The sequence below is a fragment of the Nonomuraea roseoviolacea subsp. carminata genome (genome assembly GCF_024172185.1).
Classification (GTDB): domain Bacteria; phylum Actinomycetota; class Actinomycetes; order Streptosporangiales; family Streptosporangiaceae; genus Nonomuraea; species Nonomuraea roseoviolacea.
The window spans coordinates 7183412-7201855 of the sequence record NZ_JAMZEC010000001.1 but is presented as its reverse complement, the minus strand read 5'-3'; the positions used below and the strand labels follow the sequence as shown (position 1 = coordinate 7201855).

Sequence of the window (18444 nt, the reverse complement as noted above, 5' to 3'; positions counted from 1 at the left end):
CTCCGCCACGATCATGATCATGGGGGAGCAGTCTAGAGGGCGGCGTCGATCTCCGCGCGGCTCGGCATGGACGTGCTCGCGCCCTCCCGCTGCACCGACAGCGCCGCCGCCGCCGACGCGAACCGCAGCGCCTCCTCCGCCGGCCGGCCCTCCGCTCTGGCCACGGCGAGCGCGCCGACGAACGTGTCGCCCGCCGCCGTGGTGTCCACCGCCTCCACCTGGACGGCCGGCACGCGCAGCCGCTCGCCCGAGCGCGAGCCGTACAGGGCGCCCTCGGAGCCGAGCGTGATCACGACCTCCGGGACTCGTTCGAGCAGGCGGGACAGCGCCTCGCCGGGGTCGGCGGCGCCGGTGATGGCGGCGGCCTCGTGCTCGTTCGGGACGATGAGCGCGACGGCGTCCAGCAGCTCGTCCGGCAGCGGCTGCGCGGGCGCCGGGGTGAGGACGGCCGGCACCCCGGCCTCGCGGGCGGCGCGGGCCGCGCCGACGACGGCCTCCATGGGCAGTTCAAGCTGGAGCAGCACCGACGCGGAGGCCGCGATGACCGCGCGCTCCTCCTCGGACGGGGCGGTGACCTGGCCGTTCGCGCCGGGCACCACGATGATCGAGTTGCCGCCGTCGTCGTCCACGACGATGTGCGCGATGCCGCTGGGGCCCGGCACCCGGCGCAGACGCTCGACGTTCACGCCGGCGACCGCGAGCGTGTCGCGGATCTCCGCGCCGAACGCGTCGTCACCGACCGCGCCGAGGAAGGAGACCTCGGTGCCGGCGCGGGCGGCCGCGATCGCCTGGTTCGCGCCCTTGCCGCCGGGCACGGTGCGGAACATCCGCCCGGTGACCGTCTCGCCGCGCTTCGGAGCCTGGTCCACGTACGCGACCAGGTCCATGTTCGCGCTGCCGAACACCGAGATCATGCCTGCATCAACTCCCCCGTGCGCCGGGCCAGCTCGTCCAGCCCGATACCGTCGAACCCGGTCAGGCTGCTGGCCAGGCTGTTCCTCATCTTCCACCGGGCGGGCACGCCGCCGTTCAGCGCCCCCGCCACCGAGCCGACGGTCGCGCCCGCCGAGTCGGTGTCCCAGCCTCCGGCCACGGCCCCGGCGATGGAGGCGGTGAAGTCGCCCCGGCCGTGGACCAGGGCGGCCGCGACCAGGGCGGCGTTGTTGATCGTGTGGACCCAGTGCAGGCCCGCGTGCCGTTCGTGCAGGCGGTCGAGGACGCGTTCGAAGTCGGGCTCCGAGGCGGCGTCCTCGGCGGCCCGCCGTACCGCGTCGTGCAGCCGCGAGGCGGGCGGGACCACCGACAGGCCGGCGGCCACCACCTCCTCCACGGAGGTCGCCACGAGCGACTGCGCGCACAGGGCGGCGGCGAACATCGCGCCGTAGACGCCGTTGGCGGTGTGCGTCAGCCGGGCGTCGCGCCAGGCGTACTCGGCGGCCGTGGCCGGGTCGCCCGGGTTGACCCAGCCGTACACGTCGGTCCGGATGAGCGCGCCGATCCACTCGCGGAACGGGTTGCGGTGCGTGGCGGTCTCGGGCGGCTCGACGCCGGACAGCAGGTTGCGGTACGCGACCCGCTCGGCGGTGAACGTGCGCCCGGCCGGCAGCTCGTCCAGCCACAGCTTGGCCACGTCGTCGGTGGTGAAGCCGCGGCCGTGCCGCTCCAGGACGGTCAGGGCCAGCAGCGGGTAGTTGAGGTCGTCGTCCTCGGGGACGCCGTCGATGTTCTCGGCCAGCGAGTTGACGGCGCTGCGCCGGTTCCAGGGCCAGCGGGCGGCCACCTCGGCGGGCAGGCCCCGCGCCGTGAACCAGCCGCGGATCGGCCAGTTGCCGGTGGCCTGGGCGATCTCCCGGACGCCTTCGCGCGGGATCTTCTCGACGGGCTTGCCGAGCACGCACCCGGCGGCCCGCCCTTCCCAGGCGCCGAGCAGCCGCGCCGGGTCCACCGCGGGGACGGCTCCGGGCGGCGTGCCGGTGCGGCGGGCGGGCCAGGCGGGGGTCGCGGCGATGATCGCGTCCAGGTCGGTGGGCTCGTCCAGCGGCGATTGGATCGCCGCCAGCTCGTCCAGCAGCCGCTCGGCCAGCGGGCGCAGCCGCAGCGCGCCCGGCTCGGACGCGCCCGCGCGCGGCGGCGCGTCATGGCCGCCGGCCGCCCGCCACCGGGCGGCGATCTCCCGCACGTCGCGGCCGTCCTCGGCGGCCTGGCGCAGCTCGTGCCCCACCAGGTCCTCGGGCTGCACCCAGGTGAGCCGGATCACGCCCCGCCCTCCGCGCCGCCGCTCGCGGAGGCGTCCGCGGCGAGCAGGGCGGCGAAGGCGTTCTCGTGGGCGCGGCGGCGGGCCTGGTCGTCGGCGTGGACGCGGCGCGCCACCCGCGCGATCGCCCGCCCCGGCTCGACCAGGTCCGTACGGCTGGCCCGCCCGATCTCGCCGACCCACTTCCCCGGTACCGCGGCGAGCCCGCCGAGCGCGCCCGCGACGGCGCCGCCCATGGAGGCGATCGAGTCGGCGTCGCGGCCGTAGTTGACGCCGCCCAGCACCGTCTCACGGAAGTCGCCCTTGGCGATCACGAGGAACGCGAGGGCCAGCGGCAGCTCCTCGATGCTGTGCACCCGGCTCGGCCGGCGCGCCCCGAGCCCCTGGTCGCGGTAGGTGTCGGCGACCGTGTCGTAGGGCCGCATCGCCGCGCGCAGCGTCTCGAACGAGCCCTCCCAGTGCCCGAGCCCGCGCGCCGCCTCGCAGACCGCCTCGATGGCGGCCCGGGTGCCGTCCTTGGCCAGCCGCAGGCAGGCGGCCACGACCGAGTCGGGGGTGGCGCCCGGGCGCATGGCCTCGGCGACGGCCGCGGCCATCACGCCGGCGGCCTCGCGCCCGTAGCTGGACTGGTGCGCGCCGGTGAGGTCGATCGCCTCGGCGTAGGCGGCGTCGGGGTCGCCGGCGTTGACGACGCCGACCGGCGCCACGTACATGGCGGCGCCGCAGTTGACGATGTTGCCGACGCCGGCCTCGCGCGGGTCCACGTGGCCGTAGTGCAGGCGGGCGACGATCCACTTCTCGGCGAGGAAGATCCGGTGCAGCGGCAGCGCCTCGGTCTCCAGCTCGGGGATCCAGCGCCGCTCCCCCATCAGCTCGGGCACCAGGTGCTCGGCCATCGCGTACGCGTCCAGGTGGCCCTGGACCTTCTCGTAGACGCGGATGAGCGCGTGCGTCATCAGGGTGTCGTCGGTGATGTGGCCGTCGCCCTTGTGGTACGGGGCGATGGGGCGGGCGTTGCGCCAGTCCTCGTTGTACGGCGGCACGATGCCCTCGACCGGCCCCCCGTACCGCTGGGTGATCTGCTCGGGCGTCCAGCCCTCGGTGGCGCCGCCCAGCGCGTCGCCGACCGCCGCGCCCGCCACACAGCCCACCGCCTTGTCGGTAAGCAGGTCTGCGGGCTGATCTGCGAGCGGCGTCATACGAGTTCCTCCGTGAGTTCGATGAGATCTGTTCCCGCCAGGTGCGGCAGGCAACAGCCGGCCAGCGTGCGGGCCGAGGCGGTCCACCCCTCCGGGATCGCCTCGAAGCCGCCGCACGCCCCGGTGATCGCGCCGGTCAGGGCGGGCGCCGAGTCGGCCAGCGGCGCCAGGCAGGCGGCGGCGGGCACGGCCCGGCCGAGAGCGCCGCCCGCCACCTCGGCCAGCGCCAGCGCGACGGGCACCGTCTGGGCGGCGCCCACCGCGTAGCTGTAGACGTGGTCGAGCAGGGCGGCGTCGAGCGCGGGCACGGCGGCGAACGGGTCGCCCGCCGCGCGCGCCGTCTCGATCGCCAGGCGCGCGTTGTGCCCGATGGCGGTGTCGTCGGGCAGGACGGCCAGCGCCGCCTCGACGGCCTGGCCCGCCGAGCCGGTCGCGACGGCCGCGGCGACGGCGGCGGCCATGGCGAGCGCGCCGAGCACGCCGTCGCCGGCGTTGGTCACCCGGGCGTCCTCGGCGGGGTCGCGGCCGAGCGCGCCGAAGGCGACGGCCCGCACGGCGGCGGCGTCGTCGAAGTGGTGCGGGTTGTCGTGGCCGCTGGCGGGCGGCTCGACGCCGCGGGCGAGGTTGTCCAGCGCGGTGGCCACCGAGATGCGCGCCCGCAGGTCCTTGCTGTGCTCCCGGAGCTCCCGGAACGCCGCGGCGCGCGGCCGGTCGATGGTGAGCGCCGTCCAGGCCAGCCACTCGGCGTCGTCGGACGGGCCGAGCGCGAGCGGGGCGACGGGCTGGTTCAGCGCGAACGGCACGGGCAGGGTGGTGACCCGGTGCTCCTCGGCGAACGCGTCGAGCTCCCGGTGCAGGCGCCGGCTCCACGGGGCGTGCAGGGCGGAGCGGTGCCGGCCGGCGGGCCAGCCCACGGCGTCGCCCACGGCGAGCCCGGCGAAGGCCCCCCGGATTCTGTCCCCCGACATGGTCGTCTACTGTCCTTTCGCCGTACGGCTTCCGCCGCCCGGTCCGTCTGCTCGTGCACCCGTCCGCGGGCCCGTCTCCCGGTCCGCCGGCGGGGGCGCCGGGAGGTCCGCCCGGTCGTCGCCCGCGCCTGTCTCCGGGACGGCGTCCGCGGAGACCCGCGAGTCGTCTCCTGCTTCCGGGGTCGGGCGGTGGTGGTTCGCCGCGGCCGTGAGTTCGTCGGCGACGGTCAGGACGTGCCGGCCGGCCACCACGGGCAGGCAGGTGCCCGCGACCGGGCCGATGCGGGCGGCCCACCGTGCGGGCACGCCGCCCTCGCCCCGCCCGGCGCCCGCGACGGCGCCGGCGATGGCGCCGATGGTGTCGGCGTCGCGGCCCAGGCTCACGGCGAACGTCACGGACGCCTCGACGTCGCCGTCACCGGCGAGGTAGGCGGCCAGGGCGAGCGCCACGGCCTCGGGCGCGACGTCGGTCCACGGGTAGTGGCGCACCACGACGGCCTCGTGCAGCGCCTCCACCAGCGCCGCCTCGGCGTCGTCCGGCTCCCGCGCGTCTCCCGGCCGCACCTGCGCGGAGGACGGGTCGTGACCGGCGGGCCGGTCCTGCCGGGCCTGGTCGACGACGGTGACGGCGCGGGTGACGGCGCGGGCCGTCCACGAGTCCTCCGGCACCACCGACAGCGCCGCCGCCACCACCTCGCGCGGCGGCAGCCCCGCCATGGCGGCGGCCACGGCGCCCGCGACGGCGCGCCCGCCCAGGACACCCTCGCCCGACTGGCTGACCCGCCCGTCCTCCTCCACGAGCCGCGCCGCCTCGGCCGGGTCGCCCGGGCAGAAGATCCCATACGGCGCCGCCCGCATGGCCAGACCGTCCGACCAGCCGTGCTGGTGGACCAGCCCGGTCATCGGCGGTTCGAGGCCGCGGCGGAGCGCTTCGACGGTCCCCAGCTCGGAGAACCCGGCCCCGCGCATGGGGCCGGTGATCCGCGGCAGCACCTCGGCCCGGTAGGCGGCGGCCACGTCGGCCGAGGTGAGGGCGTGTCCGTGCCGGACGAGCTGGGAGGAGGCGAAGATGGCGTACTCGGTGTCGTCGGTGCCGCCGCGCTCGATCTCGGTGAGCCGGCCCCAGCGGCGCCGGATCTCGGCGGGGGTGAGGTTCTCCGCGGGGGCCCCGAGGGCGTCGCCGGCCGCGAGGCCGAGCAGGCACCCCCGGGCCCGGTCGCGGTGGGTGGCCGCCTCGGGACGGGTCACCGCTGCGCGAGAGGTCACCGCTGGTACCGCTCCAGCACCTTGTTGCCGTCGTCGACCAGCTTCTTCGCCACGTCGTCAATGCTGATCTTGTTGGCGAAGTACTCCTGGAGCGCCGGCGTGGCGACCTTGCTCTTCCACTCGTCGAACCCGTTGACCTTGAGGAACGGGGCGACGACGAGGTTCTTGGCCGAGGCCGTGGCCACGTCCCAGCCGTTCTCCTTGGTCGTCATCGACGGGTCGGAGGCGGCCTTGACGGAGGTCGGCAGCAGCCAGTCGCCCTTGGCGAGCTTGGCCTGGTTGGTCGGGTTGAGGAAGTACGAGATGAACTTCAGCGCCTCGTCCGGGTGCTTGCTGTCCTGCGCGACCGACAGGGTCTGGGAGACCGCGCCCTGGTCGGCGGTGGTGCCCTTGAGCGGCGGCAGCGTCACCCACTCGAAGCCCTTCGGCGCCTGCTCGGCGACCTGCTGGCGCAGGTAGACGCCGGCGGGCAGCAGCGCGAACTTGCCGCTGTAGAAGGCGGGCAGCGGGTCGGCCGTGCCCTGGCCGAGGGCCGCCGGGTCGGCCGACTTGTCCTTGTAGAGCTGGTCGTGGATGCGCTGGAGGACCTGCTTCTCCTCCGGGCCGACCTTGACGGTCGTCTTGCCGTCGGTGGTCTGGAAGAAGGTGCCGCCGAAGTTCAGCGCCAGGTTGAGGGTCTTGTTGACCGGCGACTTCATCGGCCAGGCGACGCCGAAGGTGCCACCCTTGGTCATCTTCTTGGCGGCCGCGGAGAACTCGTCCCACGTCCACGGGTTGTCAGGGGTGGGGATCCGCACGCCGGCGCCGTCGAGCAGCTTCTTGTTGGCGATGATGACCTGCGACTCCTGCAGGAACGGCACGCCGTACACGCCCTGCTTGCCCTTGCCGTCGTCGAAGGTGACGGTGTCCCACGACTTCTGCGGGATGTCGCTCTTCAGCTCGGCGGGCAGCTTGTCGGACAGGTCGAGCAGGTAGCCGTCGGAGGCGAAGCCGGACAGGGCGGGCGAGTCGTTGTGGATGACGTCCGGCGCGGTGCCGCCCGCGAACTGGGTGACGAGCTGGTCGTTGACGTTGTCCCAGCTACCCTGGACGTAGGTGACCTGGATGGTGGGGTTGGCCTTGTTCCACTCGTCGACGATCTGCTTGTTGGCGGCGACCGACTCCTTCTGCCAGGCCAGGCTGAGGAAGTTCAGCTTCACCGGCTCGCCGGGCTCGGCCTTGGAGCCGCCCTTGTCGCCGCCGCCACCGCTGCCGCAGCCGGCGGCCAGCGCGACGATCGCTGCCGCCGCCAAAGCGGACTTCATACGCATGAGAGCCTCCTACTAGCCCTTGACGGCGCCGGCCATCAGGCCGGACTTCAGTCGCCGCTGGATGATTGCGAAAAAGATCAGGCTCGGGATGGTCGCCATGAGGGACGCGGCGGCCAGCGGGCCGAGCCGGGCCACCCCCTCCGGGCCGGTGAAGCGCACCAGCGTCAGGGGGAGCGTCATCACGTCGGGGTCCTGCAGGATCACGAGCGCGAAGAGGAACTCGTTCCACGACGAGATGAACGCGAACAGCAGCGTCGCGACCACGCCGGGCGCGAGCAGCGGCGCCACCACGCCGACGATGGTCCGGATCCGCCCGGCGCCGTCCATGGCCGCGGCCTCCTCCAGCTCGGCCGGGACGGCACGCACGTACCCCTGGAGCATCCACAGCGCGAACGGCAGCGTGAACGTCACGTGCACGACCACCAGGCCGGGCAGGGTGTTCACCAGCTCCATGTCCCGCAGGATCATGAAGAGCGGGATGATGATCAGGATGAACGGGAAGACCTGGCTGACCAGCACCCACCCGATGGCGATCCGGTTGACCAGGCCGCGGTAGCGGGCCATCGCGTACGCGGCGGGCAGCGAGATCACCACCGTGATGACGCTGCTGGCCAGCGCCACGACCAGGCTGCGGGTGGCCGCGCCGACGAGGTCCTGCTCGCCGAACGCGTCGGCGAAGTTGGCCAGCGTCGGCTCGCGCGGGATCCACGTGGGGTCGGCCAGCGCCATCTCGCGCGGCGTCTTCAGCGCCGTGGACAGCAGCCAGAGCAGGGGGAAGGCCAGGAAGACGACGTAGGCCAGCAGGGCGAGGTACTGCGGGACGCGCCGCAGCCCGGCGGACCTCCCGCGGGTGGTGACCGTCACTTGGCCTCCCTCATCTGGCGCCACAGGTACAGGCCGAGCACCGCGAGCACGACGACGGCCATCGCGAGGCCGAGCATCGAGGCGTAGCCGGCGAACCGGTACCGGAACGCCTCCTCGTAGGCGAACAGCATCGGCAGCCGCGTCTGGCCGCCCGGCCCGCCCTGGGTGAGCACGTAGACCAGGCCGAACTGGTTGATGTTCCACACGAAGTCGAGCGAGGTGATGGCCACGATGACCGGCTTGAGCTGCGGCAGCGTGATGTTCCAGAACTTGCGCCAGCGGCCCGCGCCGTCCACCTCGACGGCCTCGTACAGCTCCCTGGGGACGTTCTGGAGCCCGGCCAGCAGGACGACGGTCGTCTGCGGCATGCCGGTCCAGACGCCGACCACGATGATCGCCGGCAGCGCGAGCGAGAAGTCGGCCAGCCAGTTGACGTGCGTGCCGAGCACGCTGTTCAGGATGCCCGCGTCGGGGTGGTAGACGAGCTTCCACATCAGGCCGATGACCACCGGCGGCATGGCCCACGGCACCACCGCGAGGACCCGGGCCACGCCCCTGAACCTGAGGTCCTGGTTGAGCAGCAGCGCCAGGCCGAGAGCGGCGAGGAACTGCAGGCCCGTCACCGAGACCGCCCAGATCATGCCGATCCGGAACGACGACCAGAAGTCCTCGGCGGTCAGCAGGTCGCCGAGGTTCTCCAGGCCGACGAAGCTCGTCTCGTGGTTGCGGGTGTTGCGCGCGTCGGTGAACGCGAGCGCGATGCCGTACAGCAGCGGGCCCACGCTGAACAGCAGGACCGGCACGAGCGCGGGCAGCATGAGCACCCACATCTCGCGGGTCTGCCGCGAGAACCTCCTGCGCCGCGCGTGCCGCGCGGGCGGGGTGGGCGGCGCTGGCCTGGTCGCGGTCGCCGTCATGACGTGCCCCCTCCTTCCGTGCCTTCCGTGCCTTCCGTGCTCCTGCTCTGCGTGTCCGCCGGTCCGACCGCGTGGGTGACATCCCGTACGGCTGCCTGGGTGACGTCGCGTACGGCCGGCGGCTCGGGCGTCGTGGAGGCGCGCACCACCAGGCGGGGCGGCACGGTCACCACGCGGGGCTCGTGCTCGCCGTCCTGGAGCCGGTCGAGCAGCAGCTCGGCGGCGACCCGGCCGCGCTCGGCGGACCCGAGCGAGACGCTGGTGAGCGACGGCCACGAGGCCGCGGCGAGGTCCGTGTCGTCCATGCCGACCACCGCCACGTCCTCCGGCACCCGCTTGCCCGCCGCGCGCAGCACGTCGAGCGCGCCCAGCGCGATGAGGTCGTTGGCGCACATCAGCGCGTCGACGTCGGACACCCGGTTGAGCAGGGCCGCGACCGCGCGGGCCCCCTCCGCCCGGTAGAAGTCGCCGATCTCCACCAGCTCCTCGTCGTACGGCAGGCCCCGCTCGGCCAGCGCCTCGCGGTAGGCGGCGCCGCGGGCCGCGCCGGGCACGGTGTCGGTCGGGCCGTTGACCAGCGCGATGCGGCGGCGGCCGAGCGCGTGCAGGTGGTCGACGGCCAGGCGCACGCCGGTGCGGGAGTCGGCCCGCACGTTGTCGACGGGCGTGCCCTCGGGCACGGAGCCGATGACGACGACGGGCGCGCGGGCGGCCCCCAGCATCTGCAGGTGCGCCTCGGTCACGCGCAGCGGCACCATGATCATGCCGTCGACGTAGCGTTCGCCGAGGCTGTGCAGCACGTCGATCTCGTCGGCGACGACGGCGCCGGTGGAGTGCAGCACGAGGCGGTAGCCGGCGGCCTTGAGCACCGGCTGGATCTCGCGCAGCATGGCCAGGTACGCCGGGTTGCCGACGTCGGCCATGGCGAACGCCACCTGATGCGTGCGCCGCGACTTCAGCGACCGGGCCACGGCGTTGCGCACGTAGCCCAGCTCCTCGGCCGCCGCCATCACCTTGCGCACGGTCTCCTGCCGGGTGGGCAGGCCGTTCAGCACCCGCGAGACGGAGGCGATGGACACGCCCGCGCGCTCGGCGATCGTGGTGATCGTGGGTCCCTGTGCCAAGGTCGTCCTTCCGCGTTCGTCAACGTTTCCGGCAAGAGTCTGTAAACGTTTACGGTGTTTCGGACATGAAACCTGGAGGCACCATGCGGGTCAAGTCACGATCACATAACACCAGGTCAACGGTATAACGGGCGCGACCGGGGGCGGCTTTCGGCCGGGAAACGGTCATGAAACGGGCACGGGACGGGTGCCCGCGTCAGGACGCCGCCCCCAAACGCACGCGGGCCACAGCCCCGGCCCCGGCGTCGCGGGGCCGGTCGCGGGCCCGGTCGCGGGGCCGGTCCCGGCGCGCGCGGGTGCCACGGCCCCGGTGACTTGGCGCGCGTCACGGCGGGTCAGCGGTGAGGCGGAGGAGCGTGCCCCTGGAAGGTCACCGGCCACGGGCGGCGGGTGGGCCCTCCCGTGCCGGCCGTAAAAGCCATGAAGGAGGCTTCGGAAGAGCCCGCCGCGGCGGAGACGTCACGAACGGACGGGAACCTCGACCCGCGGGTGCTCCCTCGACAGGGAGCGGATGGCGGGGGCCCCGGCGAGCGCGACGACGGCCGCGAGCACGGCCGGGACGATCAGCGCGACCGGCAGCGACGACTGCTCGGCCACGTACCCCAGCACGGCGGGCCCCACCAGCATCCCGCTGTAGCCGAACGCGGTCACCAGCGACAGCGCCCGCCCGACCTGGCCGCCGGCGGCGCCCACGGCGCTGAAGATGACCGGCACCACCGTGGCCAGCCCCACCCCGGCCAGCGCCCATCCCGTCCACGCGCACGCCACCCGCGCCGCGTCGCCCACCAGCGGCGACACGAGCACGAGAAGGTAGCCGCAGGTGGCGAGCAGGCCGGCGAGCTGGATCGTGCGCACGGAGCCGAGCCGGCCGCGGATCGGGTCGCCGAGCAGCCGGACGGTGGTCATGGCGACGGAGAAGATCGTGTACGCGATGGGCGCGGCGGCCGGATCGGTGCCGAGCACCCAGCGGGCGTGCAGGGCGGCCCAGTCGATGGCAGCCCCCTCGCTCAGGTGCCCGGCGAACGCGGCCAGCCCGAGCATCGCCACCAGCCCCCACCGCAGCCCGGGCCCGCCACGCCGCACCGGGCCGCCCGGAGCCCCGTCGCCCTGTCGCGCGTCCACCGCCTGATCCGTGCCCGCAGCACCCGCCGCGCCCGCCGCGCCGCCCTGGCCGTCCGCGCCGGAGGGGACGTCCCGCGACCGGCGGGACGGAAGCAGCCGCAGCGCGAACGGCACGTACACGAACGGCACGACCACCGCCGCCGCCACGAGCAGCACCTGCGCGTCCAGCCCCGTCTGCAGCGCCAGCGCCGTCAGCCCGCCGCCGGCCGCGCCGCCCAGGCTCCACGTGCCGTGGAACGCGGAGATGATCGGCCGCCCGTAGGCGTGCTCGACCTCGACGGAGTGGGTGTTCATGGCCACCTCCGTCACCCCGAGCCCCATGCCGAACACCACGGCCAGCACGGCCAGCCACAGATATCCGGGGGCGAGGGCCGGCCCCAGCAGCACCGCCGCCGACAGCGGGCCGGACACCCAGCACACGGCCCGGCTGCTCCACCGGTCCACGAGCGGGCCGGTGACCAGCATGGACACCAGCGCGCCACCGGAGATCAGCAGCAGCACGCTGCCGAGCCGCCCCGGTCCGAGGTCGAGCCGGTCGTTGAGGGACGGCAGGCCGGCCGCCCACAGGCCCATCACGAACCCCGCCAGGAAGAAGTAGCCGAACACCGCGATCCGGGCACGACGCGCCACCGCAAGACTTATGTTCACGGCTAGAGCATAATCAAGGGTGTGGGGACGGCACAACGGCGGGACCCCGGTGGGGCCCTCCTGGGCGCAGGTGTGGCGCAGAGGTGTGGCGCGCCGGTGCGCCCGCCCGGCCCAGCCCGCGCGGGCGTGCGGCACTGCCGTGGTGCAGGGTGTGGCGTGCCGGCGGCGCACGGGTGCGGACGCGGCGGCGTGCGAGCGACAGAGTGCGCGCGGCATACGGTGCGCGGCGGAGCCGTGTGCGCGATGGCGCGCGGCGGAGACGTGTGGGCGGCGGAGGGTGCGGCGATGGCGCCGCGCGGAGGGAAGGGAGCGCCGGAGATGCGAGCGGAGCACGAGGCGGGGGCGACGACCAGCGGGGCGTTGCGGGCCCACAACCGGGCGCGGCTGCTGCGGGCGGTGCACGACTGCGGCGCGTCCCTGACCCGCTCCCAGCTCACCCGCGACCTCGGCCTGGCCAGGGGCACCGCGTCGGTGCTGGTCGGGGAGCTGGCCGAGAGCGGGCTGCTGCACGAGGAGCCGGCGCCCGAGCACGGTCGGGGCAGGCCCACGCAGGTCCCGGGTCCGCACCCGCGCGGTCCGATCGCCCTGGCGGTCGACGTGCGGGAGGACGCCTGGGAGGTCGCGGCGTGCGAGCTGGGCGGGCGCGCCACCGTCCTGGAGGTGCGTCCGCACGACGGGACGCCCGAGGGCGCGCTCGTCCCCCTCGGCGCGGCGCTGCGCGGCCATCTCGAACGGCTGGCCCCCCGGGTGGTGGGCACCGGCGTGGCGCTGGCGGGCCCGGTGCGCCCCGGCGGGCTCGTCGACATCGCGCACCTGCGCTGGAGCTCGGTGGACGTCCCCGGCCTGCTGGCCCTCCCCCAGGCCCCCGAACTCCAGGCGCCGCCCCGGATCCCCGCGTCCCAGGCCCCCGAGCCCCAGGCACCGCCCCGGATCCCCGCCTCCCAGGCCCTCGAACCCCGGCCGCCTTCCCGGCATGCCCTGCCCCGGCCGCTGGTCGTGGGCAACGACACGGCGTTCGCCGGGCTGGCCGAGGCCCGGCGGGGCGAGTTGCGCGGCGTCGCCGTGGGGCTGCACCTGCACGTCGACTTCGACCTCGGCGGAACGCTGATCGTGGACGGCCGCCCGCTGGCCGGGGCGACCGGGGTCGGCGCCGAGTTCGGCCACATGCCGCTCATCGGCGGCGACGCGCCCTGCATGTGCGGGGCGTACGGGTGCTGGGGGCAGGAGGTGGGCACCAACGCCCTGCTGCGCCACCTCGGCCTCACCCACGGCGGCGGGCGGGGCCGCGACCACGCCGAGCGCCTGCTCTCCGCCGCCACGGTGGGCGACGAAGGCGCGGTGCGGGCCGTGACGTCCTGCGCGGAGGCGCTCGGCCGCGGCGTCTCCGCCCTGGTGAACGCGCACGACCCGGAGGTGGTGACGCTGTCGGGGTTCGGCGTGGACCTGCACCGGCTGGCGCTGCCGCAGCTCACGGAGCGGTTCGAGCGCGGCCTGATGGCGATCCGCCGGGAAAGGCCGCCCCGGCTCGCGCCCTCGGCCCTCGGGTGGCGCGGTTCGCTGATCGGCGCCATGGAGTCGGTCTTCGACGCCTTCCTCACGGTGGACGCCGTGGACCAGTGGCGCCGCGCCCACACCTGAGCTCTGGCCGCGTTCCGGCGCCCGTAGCGCATGGTCGGCGCCGGAAAAGTGGCCGCGACACGCCCGAAAATCAGAATGTGATGCAAAACACGCGAGACGGGTGAAACGCCGCCACCGACCGTAATCCGGCGCCTGCCCGGTGATCTACCAGCGTTTCCTCCCCGGCCCGCCCGTGAGGCCGTCCCCGTCAGCCGGCGGCCCCGAGGGGAGGCGGCGTCCGGCGGAGCGGCTCGCGACCGGAGGGGCCCCGAGAGAGGGACCCGAGACCCGTGCGGACCGGCCGCGTCCGAGAGGGCGCGGGAGCGCGGACGCCCCCGTCCCGCCAAGAACGCCGACATAGGCCGCCACCTGGGCTTTCATCGGCCCCCGCGCGGTGAGCGGCACGCGGCCGGGACCGCGCCCGCGCGCCGGCCGGACGGCGCCGTCGCCCCGGTCACGGCGGCGGGCCCGCCCGGGCCGCCGGCGAGGCCGTTCACGCCCTGGCCGGAAGCCGTTTTCCCAGCCCACGCGACGACGCCGCGGGAGCGTGCCCAACGGCGGCGCCCCTCCAGCCGTCCCCGCTCCCCGCGCGGGGCCGCGTCACCCGCCGAGGCGGCCGCGCGGGCGCGGCGCACGCCCTGAGCGGACGCTTTCCGCACCAAGAACCGCTGGTATCCGCCATGATTAGCCACTGCACTACGGGTAACAGAACCCCGAACGTTTAACTCCCCGAGGAGACAGAGATGGCACTTCCCACTCTCACCCCCGAGCAGCGCAAGGCGGCTCTGGAGAAGGCGGCCGAGGCCCGCGCGGCGCGCACCGCCCTGCTGGCCAAGGTCAAGGCCGGCGAGATGACGTTCTCGCAGCTCCTTGAGCGCGACGACGACATCGCCAAGAAGATCAAGGTGTCGCAGGCGCTGCGCGCGGTCAAGGGTGTCGGCCCGGCCAAGGCCACCGCGCTGATGGAGGAGGCGGGCGTCGACGAGAAGCGCCGCCTCGGCGGCCTGGGCGCCCAGCAGCGCAAGAAGCTGGTCGAGGCGCTCGGCTAGACACCGGGTGGCCGGGTCCTGGAGACCGGGTGGCCTGGTCCGCGCGGGTCCGCCGCGCGGGCCGGCCGGCCGCCCGGCCCCGGAACCCCCCGCAGACCCCCCAAGAACCTCCCCCTCACCCGCCGGACCTCGGGGAGCGCGGGTCAGGAGCGCAGGTAGGTCAGGACGGCGAGCACGCGCCGGTGCTGGTCGCTGTCGTCGGCGTAGAGGCCGAGCTTGCTGAAGATGCTCCTGATGTGCTTCTCCACCGCCCCGTCGCTGATCACGAGCTGCCGCCCGATGGCCGGGTTGGACCTGCCCTCGGCCATGAGCCCCAGCACCTCCCGCTCGCGCGGCGTGAGCTGGGCCAGCGGGTCGTTCTTGCGCCTGCGCACCATCAGCTGCGACACCACCTGAGGATCGAACACGGTGCCGCCCGCGGCCACCCGCCGCAGGCCCTCCAGGAACTCGTCGACGTCCACGACCCGGTCCTTCAGCAGGTAGCCGACCGCGCCCCGGGCGTCGGCCAGCAGGTCGTCGGCGTACGACACCTCGACGTACTGCGACAGGATGAGCACCGGCGTCCCCGGCACCCGCTTGCGGGCCTCGACGGCGGCGCGCAGCCCCTCGTCGGTGAACGACGGCGGCATCCGCACGTCCACCACCGACACGTCCGGCCGGTGCTCCTCCACCGCCGCGACGAGGGCCTCGCCGTCGCCCACGGTGGCCACCACCTCACAGCCGAACTCCTCCAGCAGCCTGACCAGGCCCTCCCTGATCAGGACCGCGTCATCGGCCACCACTACGCGCACGGCACCTCCGCCACGATCACTGTCGGCCCGCCGTCGGGCGAGCTGACCGTGAACTCCCCGTCGACCGCGCGGAGCCGGTCGGCGAGCCCGGCGAGACCGTGTCCCTTGGCGACGTGTGCGCCGCCGACTCCATCATCCCCGATCGTCAGCATGAGGACGTTCCCGGTGCGGGTGAGCTGGACGGTGCAGACGGTGGCGCGGCTGTGCTTGGCGACGTTCGTCATGGTCTCGGCGACGACGAAGTAGATCGCGTTCTCGACGGCGGCCTGGAAGCGGCCGACGACCTGCACGTCCAGCTCCACGGGCACCGTGCAGCGGCTCGCGAGGGCGGCCAGCGCGGGCGCGAGGCCGCGGTCGGACAGGATGGGCGGCGCGATCCCGCGCGACAGGGCGCGCAGCTCGTCGAGCGTCTCGCGGGTGGCGGTGATCGCGGAGCTGATCGTGGCCTGGGCGGCCTCCGGGTCCCGGGCCATCTGCCGCTGCGCGCGGGACAGCTCCATGGCCAGCGACACCAGGCGCTGCTGGGGGCCGTCGTGGATGTCGCGCTCCAGCTTGCGCAGCGCGTTGGCCTCGGCGGAGACCGCGGCCGCGCGGCCCTCGGCGAGATCGTCGATGCGTTCCTGCAGCTCGGCGACGCCCGTCAGCAGCGCCCGGCCCATTCCGGCGCGGATCAGCGCGGCCCCGCGCACCATGACCGGCAGGATCAGCAGCCCCAGCAGGCCGAGCGACACGTTGAAGACGACGTTGACGCCGTAGCCGCTGCCGAGGCCGAGCAGCTCGGGCAGCTCCTGGTCGCCGCCCGGGATGCGCGAGGTCACGACGCCGTAGATGGGGTAGGTCAGGCCGAGGATGGGCAGCGCCCAGAACACCACGGTGATGACGAAGCTGATGACCGCCATCGGCAGGTTCAGGATGCCGTGCAGCAGGTCGAGCCAGGACTGGCCGCTGGTGATCGGGTTGATCAGCCGGCGGAACCGGCCGGCCCCCTCGGGCGCGGGCTTGTAACGGGGTCGTACGGGCGGGCGGCGCAGGACGTCGGACAGCCAGCCGCGCTCGGCGTCGGCGAACCCGCGCGCGATCATGAGGACGCCGGCCAGGATCGGCACGCCGATCCACACGACCGCGGTGCCCAGCCCGGCGGCGAACCCGGAGACCAGGATCGCGAAGCCGATGACCGTCGTGGGGAAGCCCACGAGCGTGTAACGCGTGTCGAGCAGGACACGCCTCATGAGGGAGCGCATGCCGCAACGGTATGCCGCGCCTCGCCCCGGTTCGACCCGGTGCGCAGGCATACCGGGGTAGGGCCTGCCCTACCCCGGCCGGTGGTGCGATCTTGACCCCGATTCGGCGGCCCGCGGGAATGTGCCGGGACGGCCGCGCCGGGAGGCTGGGGACATCCCCTCCCGAGCTTCCCGACGAAGCCGTTGAATCGAGGCTCTCCCCCATGACCGTCCTCCTCGACCGTCCGGCGCCGCCCGGCGTCCCCGCCGCGGCCGCCCCGCCGCGCGTCGCCCGGGACCCGTTCATCGACGTGCTGCGCGTCCTGGGCATCGCGCTGGTGGTGTTGCAGCACTGGACGATCCCCGTGCTCGCCTTCGACGGGACGACCCTGACGACGGGCAACGCGCTGGCCACGCCCGGGGTGTGGGTGGTCACGTGGCTCAGCCAGGTGATGCCGCTGGTGTTCTTCGCGGGCGGCGCCGCGAACGCGATCAGCTTCGGCCGCGCCCGGCACGACGCGCCGCGGTGGCTGGCGGCCCGGCTGCGGCGGCTGGCCTGGCCGCTGCTGCCGCTGGCGGCCGTGTGGATCCCGCTCCCGCACGCCCTCGCCGCGCTCGGCGTGCCGGCCCAGCCGCTGGAGACGGGCGCGCGGCTGACCGGCCAGCTCCTGTGGTTCCTCGCCGTCTACGTCGTCGCCGTGACGACCACGCCGCTGATGGCCCGCCTGCACGAGCGGTACGGCGGGCGGGTCCCGGCGGCGCTGGCCGCCGGTGCGGTGCTGACGGACGTCGCCCGCTTCTCCACGGGCCTCGACGCGCTGGGCTACCTCAACATCGTGTTCGTGTGGCTGGCGGTCCACCAGCTCGGCCTGCTGTACGCGGAGGGGCGGCTGACCCGGCCGGGCGTCATGGCGGCCGGCGGGTTCGGGGCCGCGGCGCTGCTGGTGTGGGCGGGGCCGTACCCGGGCAGCATGATCGGCCTGCCCGGCGCCGAGATGTCGAACATGGCTCCCCCGACGCTGGCCATGCTGGCCGTGGCGTTCGGGCAGGTGGGGCTGGCCCTGCTGCTGCGCGGGCGGATCCTGCGGCTGCCGCTGGACGGACCGCTGGCCTGGGCGGGGCCGCGGATCATGACGGTGTACCTGTGGCACATGCCGGCGCTGTTCGTGGTGACCGGGGTGGTCGTGGTGGGGCTGGGCGTGGACACGCCGGCGCCGGGCGGTGCGGGGTGGTTCGCCGGGTGGCCGTTCTGGTTCGGGGCGCTGTGCCTGGTGATGTGGCCGCTGCTGAAGGTGTTCGCCCGGTTCGAGGAGCCGCCCGCGCTGCCGTACCGGCCGGGTGGGTGGCCGCGGATGCTGGTGGCGGCGGCGCTGGCCGGCGCGGGGCTGCTGACGCTCACGGTGGCGGGGTTCGCTCCGGGGGTCGCGCCGGTCGCGGCGGTGGCGGCGGTCGGCGGCGCGCTCCTGCTGACGGCGGCTCCGCGCCGCCCGGCCCTGGTGGGTGAACTCCTGGAAACACGCCTGTAATGCGACAGCCGCACAATGGCATGACATGACGACACCACGACCGCTGGCGGAGTCCGACGTCCCCGCCGTCGCCTCCATCTACGCGCACTACGTCGAGAAGAGCGTGGCCACCTTCGACGAGATCCCGCCCGGTGTCGAGGACTGGCGGGCCAAGGCCGCGGCGATCATCGGGGCCGGGCTGCCGTTCCTGGTGACGGAGGAGGACGGCGAGGTGACCGGGTTCGCCTACGCCGGCCAGTTCCGGCCCAAGCCCGCCTACCGGCACACGGCGGAGGACTCCATCTACCTGGCGCCCGGAGCCACGGGACGCGGCCTGGGGCGGCTGCTGCTGGGCGAGCTCGTCGAGCGCGCCGCGCGCGCCGGGGTGCGGCAGATGGTGGCGGTGGTCGCCGACGGCGGCGACCCGGCCTCGCTGCGGCTGCACACGGCGTTCGGCTTCGAGCAGGCGGGACGGCTGAGGAGCGTCGGCTTCAAGCACGGCCGGTGGATCGACACGATCCTCCTCCAGCGCGCCTTGGACGCCCCCACCACACGCTGAACCCACAACAGACGGTTCGACCACCGGGGTT

The 18444-nt window shown here is 74.6% G+C and carries 16 protein-coding genes; 4 read left to right on the top strand and 12 right to left on the bottom strand.

What is annotated here, in order from left to right; genetic code table 11:
• Positions 1-32: 32 nt before the first annotated feature.
• The 10 genes from rbsK to HD595_RS33170 form a co-directional block, all read right to left on the bottom strand.
• On the bottom strand, positions 33-914 hold the full coding sequence (gene rbsK, locus HD595_RS33215; RefSeq protein WP_253775957.1) for a ribokinase: 882 nt from the start codon (positions 912-914) through the stop codon (positions 33-35).
• On the bottom strand, positions 911-2257 hold the full coding sequence (locus tag HD595_RS33210; protein ID WP_253775955.1) for an ADP-ribosylglycohydrolase family protein: 1347 nt from the start codon (positions 2255-2257) through the stop codon (positions 911-913). The genes rbsK and HD595_RS33210 overlap by 4 nt, the downstream gene beginning before the upstream one ends.
• Positions 2254-3453 carry an ADP-ribosylglycohydrolase family protein gene (locus HD595_RS33205; protein WP_253775953.1) on the bottom strand — a complete coding sequence of 400 codons (1200 nt, stop codon included), beginning with the start codon at positions 3451-3453 and terminating at the stop codon, positions 2254-2256. The genes HD595_RS33210 and HD595_RS33205 overlap by 4 nt, the downstream gene beginning before the upstream one ends.
• Positions 3450-4421: an ADP-ribosylglycohydrolase family protein gene (locus HD595_RS33200; protein WP_253775951.1), complete on the bottom strand. Its 972-nt coding sequence runs from the start codon at positions 4419-4421 to the stop codon at positions 3450-3452. The genes HD595_RS33205 and HD595_RS33200 overlap by 4 nt, the downstream gene beginning before the upstream one ends.
• Positions 4422-4427: 6 nt before the next feature.
• Positions 4428-5687 carry an ADP-ribosylglycohydrolase family protein gene (locus HD595_RS33195; RefSeq protein ID WP_253775949.1) on the bottom strand — a complete coding sequence of 420 codons (1260 nt, stop codon included), beginning with the start codon at positions 5685-5687 and terminating at the stop codon, positions 4428-4430.
• Positions 5684-6997: an ABC transporter substrate-binding protein gene (locus tag HD595_RS33190; RefSeq protein WP_253775947.1), complete on the bottom strand. Its 1314-nt coding sequence runs from the start codon at positions 6995-6997 to the stop codon at positions 5684-5686. The genes HD595_RS33195 and HD595_RS33190 overlap by 4 nt, the downstream gene beginning before the upstream one ends.
• Before the next feature lie 12 nt (positions 6998-7009).
• Positions 7010-7861: a carbohydrate ABC transporter permease gene (locus HD595_RS33185; protein WP_253775945.1), complete on the bottom strand. Its 852-nt coding sequence runs from the start codon at positions 7859-7861 to the stop codon at positions 7010-7012.
• Entirely contained in the window at positions 7858-8778 is a 921-nt protein-coding gene (locus HD595_RS33180) for a carbohydrate ABC transporter permease (RefSeq protein ID WP_253775943.1), read from the bottom strand. The genes HD595_RS33185 and HD595_RS33180 overlap by 4 nt, the downstream gene beginning before the upstream one ends.
• Positions 8775-9902 carry a LacI family DNA-binding transcriptional regulator gene (locus HD595_RS33175; RefSeq protein WP_253775941.1) on the bottom strand — a complete coding sequence of 376 codons (1128 nt, stop codon included), beginning with the start codon at positions 9900-9902 and terminating at the stop codon, positions 8775-8777. The genes HD595_RS33180 and HD595_RS33175 overlap by 4 nt, the downstream gene beginning before the upstream one ends.
• 459 nt (positions 9903-10361) lie before the next feature.
• Entirely contained in the window at positions 10362-11672 is a 1311-nt protein-coding gene (locus HD595_RS33170; protein ID WP_253775938.1) for an MFS transporter, read from the bottom strand.
• 318 nt (positions 11673-11990) lie between these two features.
• Here HD595_RS33170 and HD595_RS46280 point away from each other — a divergent pair, with 318 nt between their 5' ends.
• A complete protein-coding gene (locus tag HD595_RS46280; protein WP_301309671.1) occupies positions 11991-13310 on the top strand; it encodes an ROK family transcriptional regulator in 1320 nt (439 codons plus the stop codon).
• Between the two features lie 722 nt (positions 13311-14032).
• Positions 14033-14338, top strand: a complete 306-nt coding sequence (gene mihF / locus HD595_RS33155) for an integration host factor, actinobacterial type (protein WP_175594632.1) — start codon at positions 14033-14035, stop codon at positions 14336-14338.
• Positions 14339-14481: 143 nt separating this feature from the next.
• On the opposite strand, the gene HD595_RS33150 is transcribed toward mihF, so the two are convergent.
• Together HD595_RS33150 and HD595_RS33145 are read right to left on the bottom strand one after the other, a co-directional pair.
• The gene (locus tag HD595_RS33150; RefSeq protein WP_253775936.1) at positions 14482-15129 is read right to left on the bottom strand and encodes a response regulator transcription factor; all 648 of its coding nucleotides are present in this window, start codon (positions 15127-15129) and stop codon (positions 14482-14484) included.
• A complete protein-coding gene (locus HD595_RS33145) occupies positions 15120-16370 on the bottom strand; it encodes a sensor histidine kinase (protein ID WP_253775934.1) in 1251 nt (416 codons plus the stop codon). The genes HD595_RS33150 and HD595_RS33145 overlap by 10 nt, the downstream gene beginning before the upstream one ends.
• Positions 16371-16573: 203 nt before the next feature.
• On the opposite strand from HD595_RS33145, the gene HD595_RS33140 reads away from it, so the two are divergent.
• The gene (locus HD595_RS33140; RefSeq protein ID WP_253775932.1) at positions 16574-17875 is read left to right on the top strand and encodes an acyltransferase family protein; all 1302 of its coding nucleotides are present in this window, start codon (positions 16574-16576) and stop codon (positions 17873-17875) included.
• Positions 17876-17900: 25 nt separating this feature from the next.
• Entirely contained in the window at positions 17901-18413 is a 513-nt protein-coding gene (locus HD595_RS33135; RefSeq protein WP_253775930.1) for a GNAT family N-acetyltransferase, read from the top strand.
• Positions 18414-18444 lie beyond the last annotated feature (31 nt).

Excerpts from the sequence above, each read along its gene's own strand:
- mihF (WP_175594632.1), top strand. The coding sequence starts at position 14,033 with ATGGCACTTCCCACTCTCACCCCCGAGCAGCGCAAGGCGGCTCTGGAG.
- HD595_RS46280 (WP_301309671.1), top strand. The coding sequence starts at position 11,991 with ATGCGAGCGGAGCACGAGGCGGGGGCGACGACCAGCGGGGCGTTGCGG.
- HD595_RS33180 (WP_253775943.1), bottom strand. The coding sequence starts at position 8,778 with ATGACGGCGACCGCGACCAGGCCAGCGCCGCCCACCCCGCCCGCGCGG.
- HD595_RS33190 (WP_253775947.1), bottom strand. The coding sequence starts at position 6,997 with ATGCGTATGAAGTCCGCTTTGGCGGCGGCAGCGATCGTCGCGCTGGCC.
- HD595_RS33145 (WP_253775934.1), bottom strand. The coding sequence starts at position 16,370 with ATGCGCTCCCTCATGAGGCGTGTCCTGCTCGACACGCGTTACACGCTC.
- HD595_RS33135 (WP_253775930.1), top strand. The coding sequence starts at position 17,901 with ATGACGACACCACGACCGCTGGCGGAGTCCGACGTCCCCGCCGTCGCC.
- HD595_RS33140 (WP_253775932.1), top strand. The coding sequence starts at position 16,574 with ATGACCGTCCTCCTCGACCGTCCGGCGCCGCCCGGCGTCCCCGCCGCG.
- HD595_RS33200 (WP_253775951.1), bottom strand. The coding sequence starts at position 4,421 with ATGTCGGGGGACAGAATCCGGGGGGCCTTCGCCGGGCTCGCCGTGGGC.
- rbsK (WP_253775957.1), bottom strand. The coding sequence starts at position 914 with ATGATCTCGGTGTTCGGCAGCGCGAACATGGACCTGGTCGCGTACGTG.
- HD595_RS33205 (WP_253775953.1), bottom strand. The coding sequence starts at position 3,453 with ATGACGCCGCTCGCAGATCAGCCCGCAGACCTGCTTACCGACAAGGCG.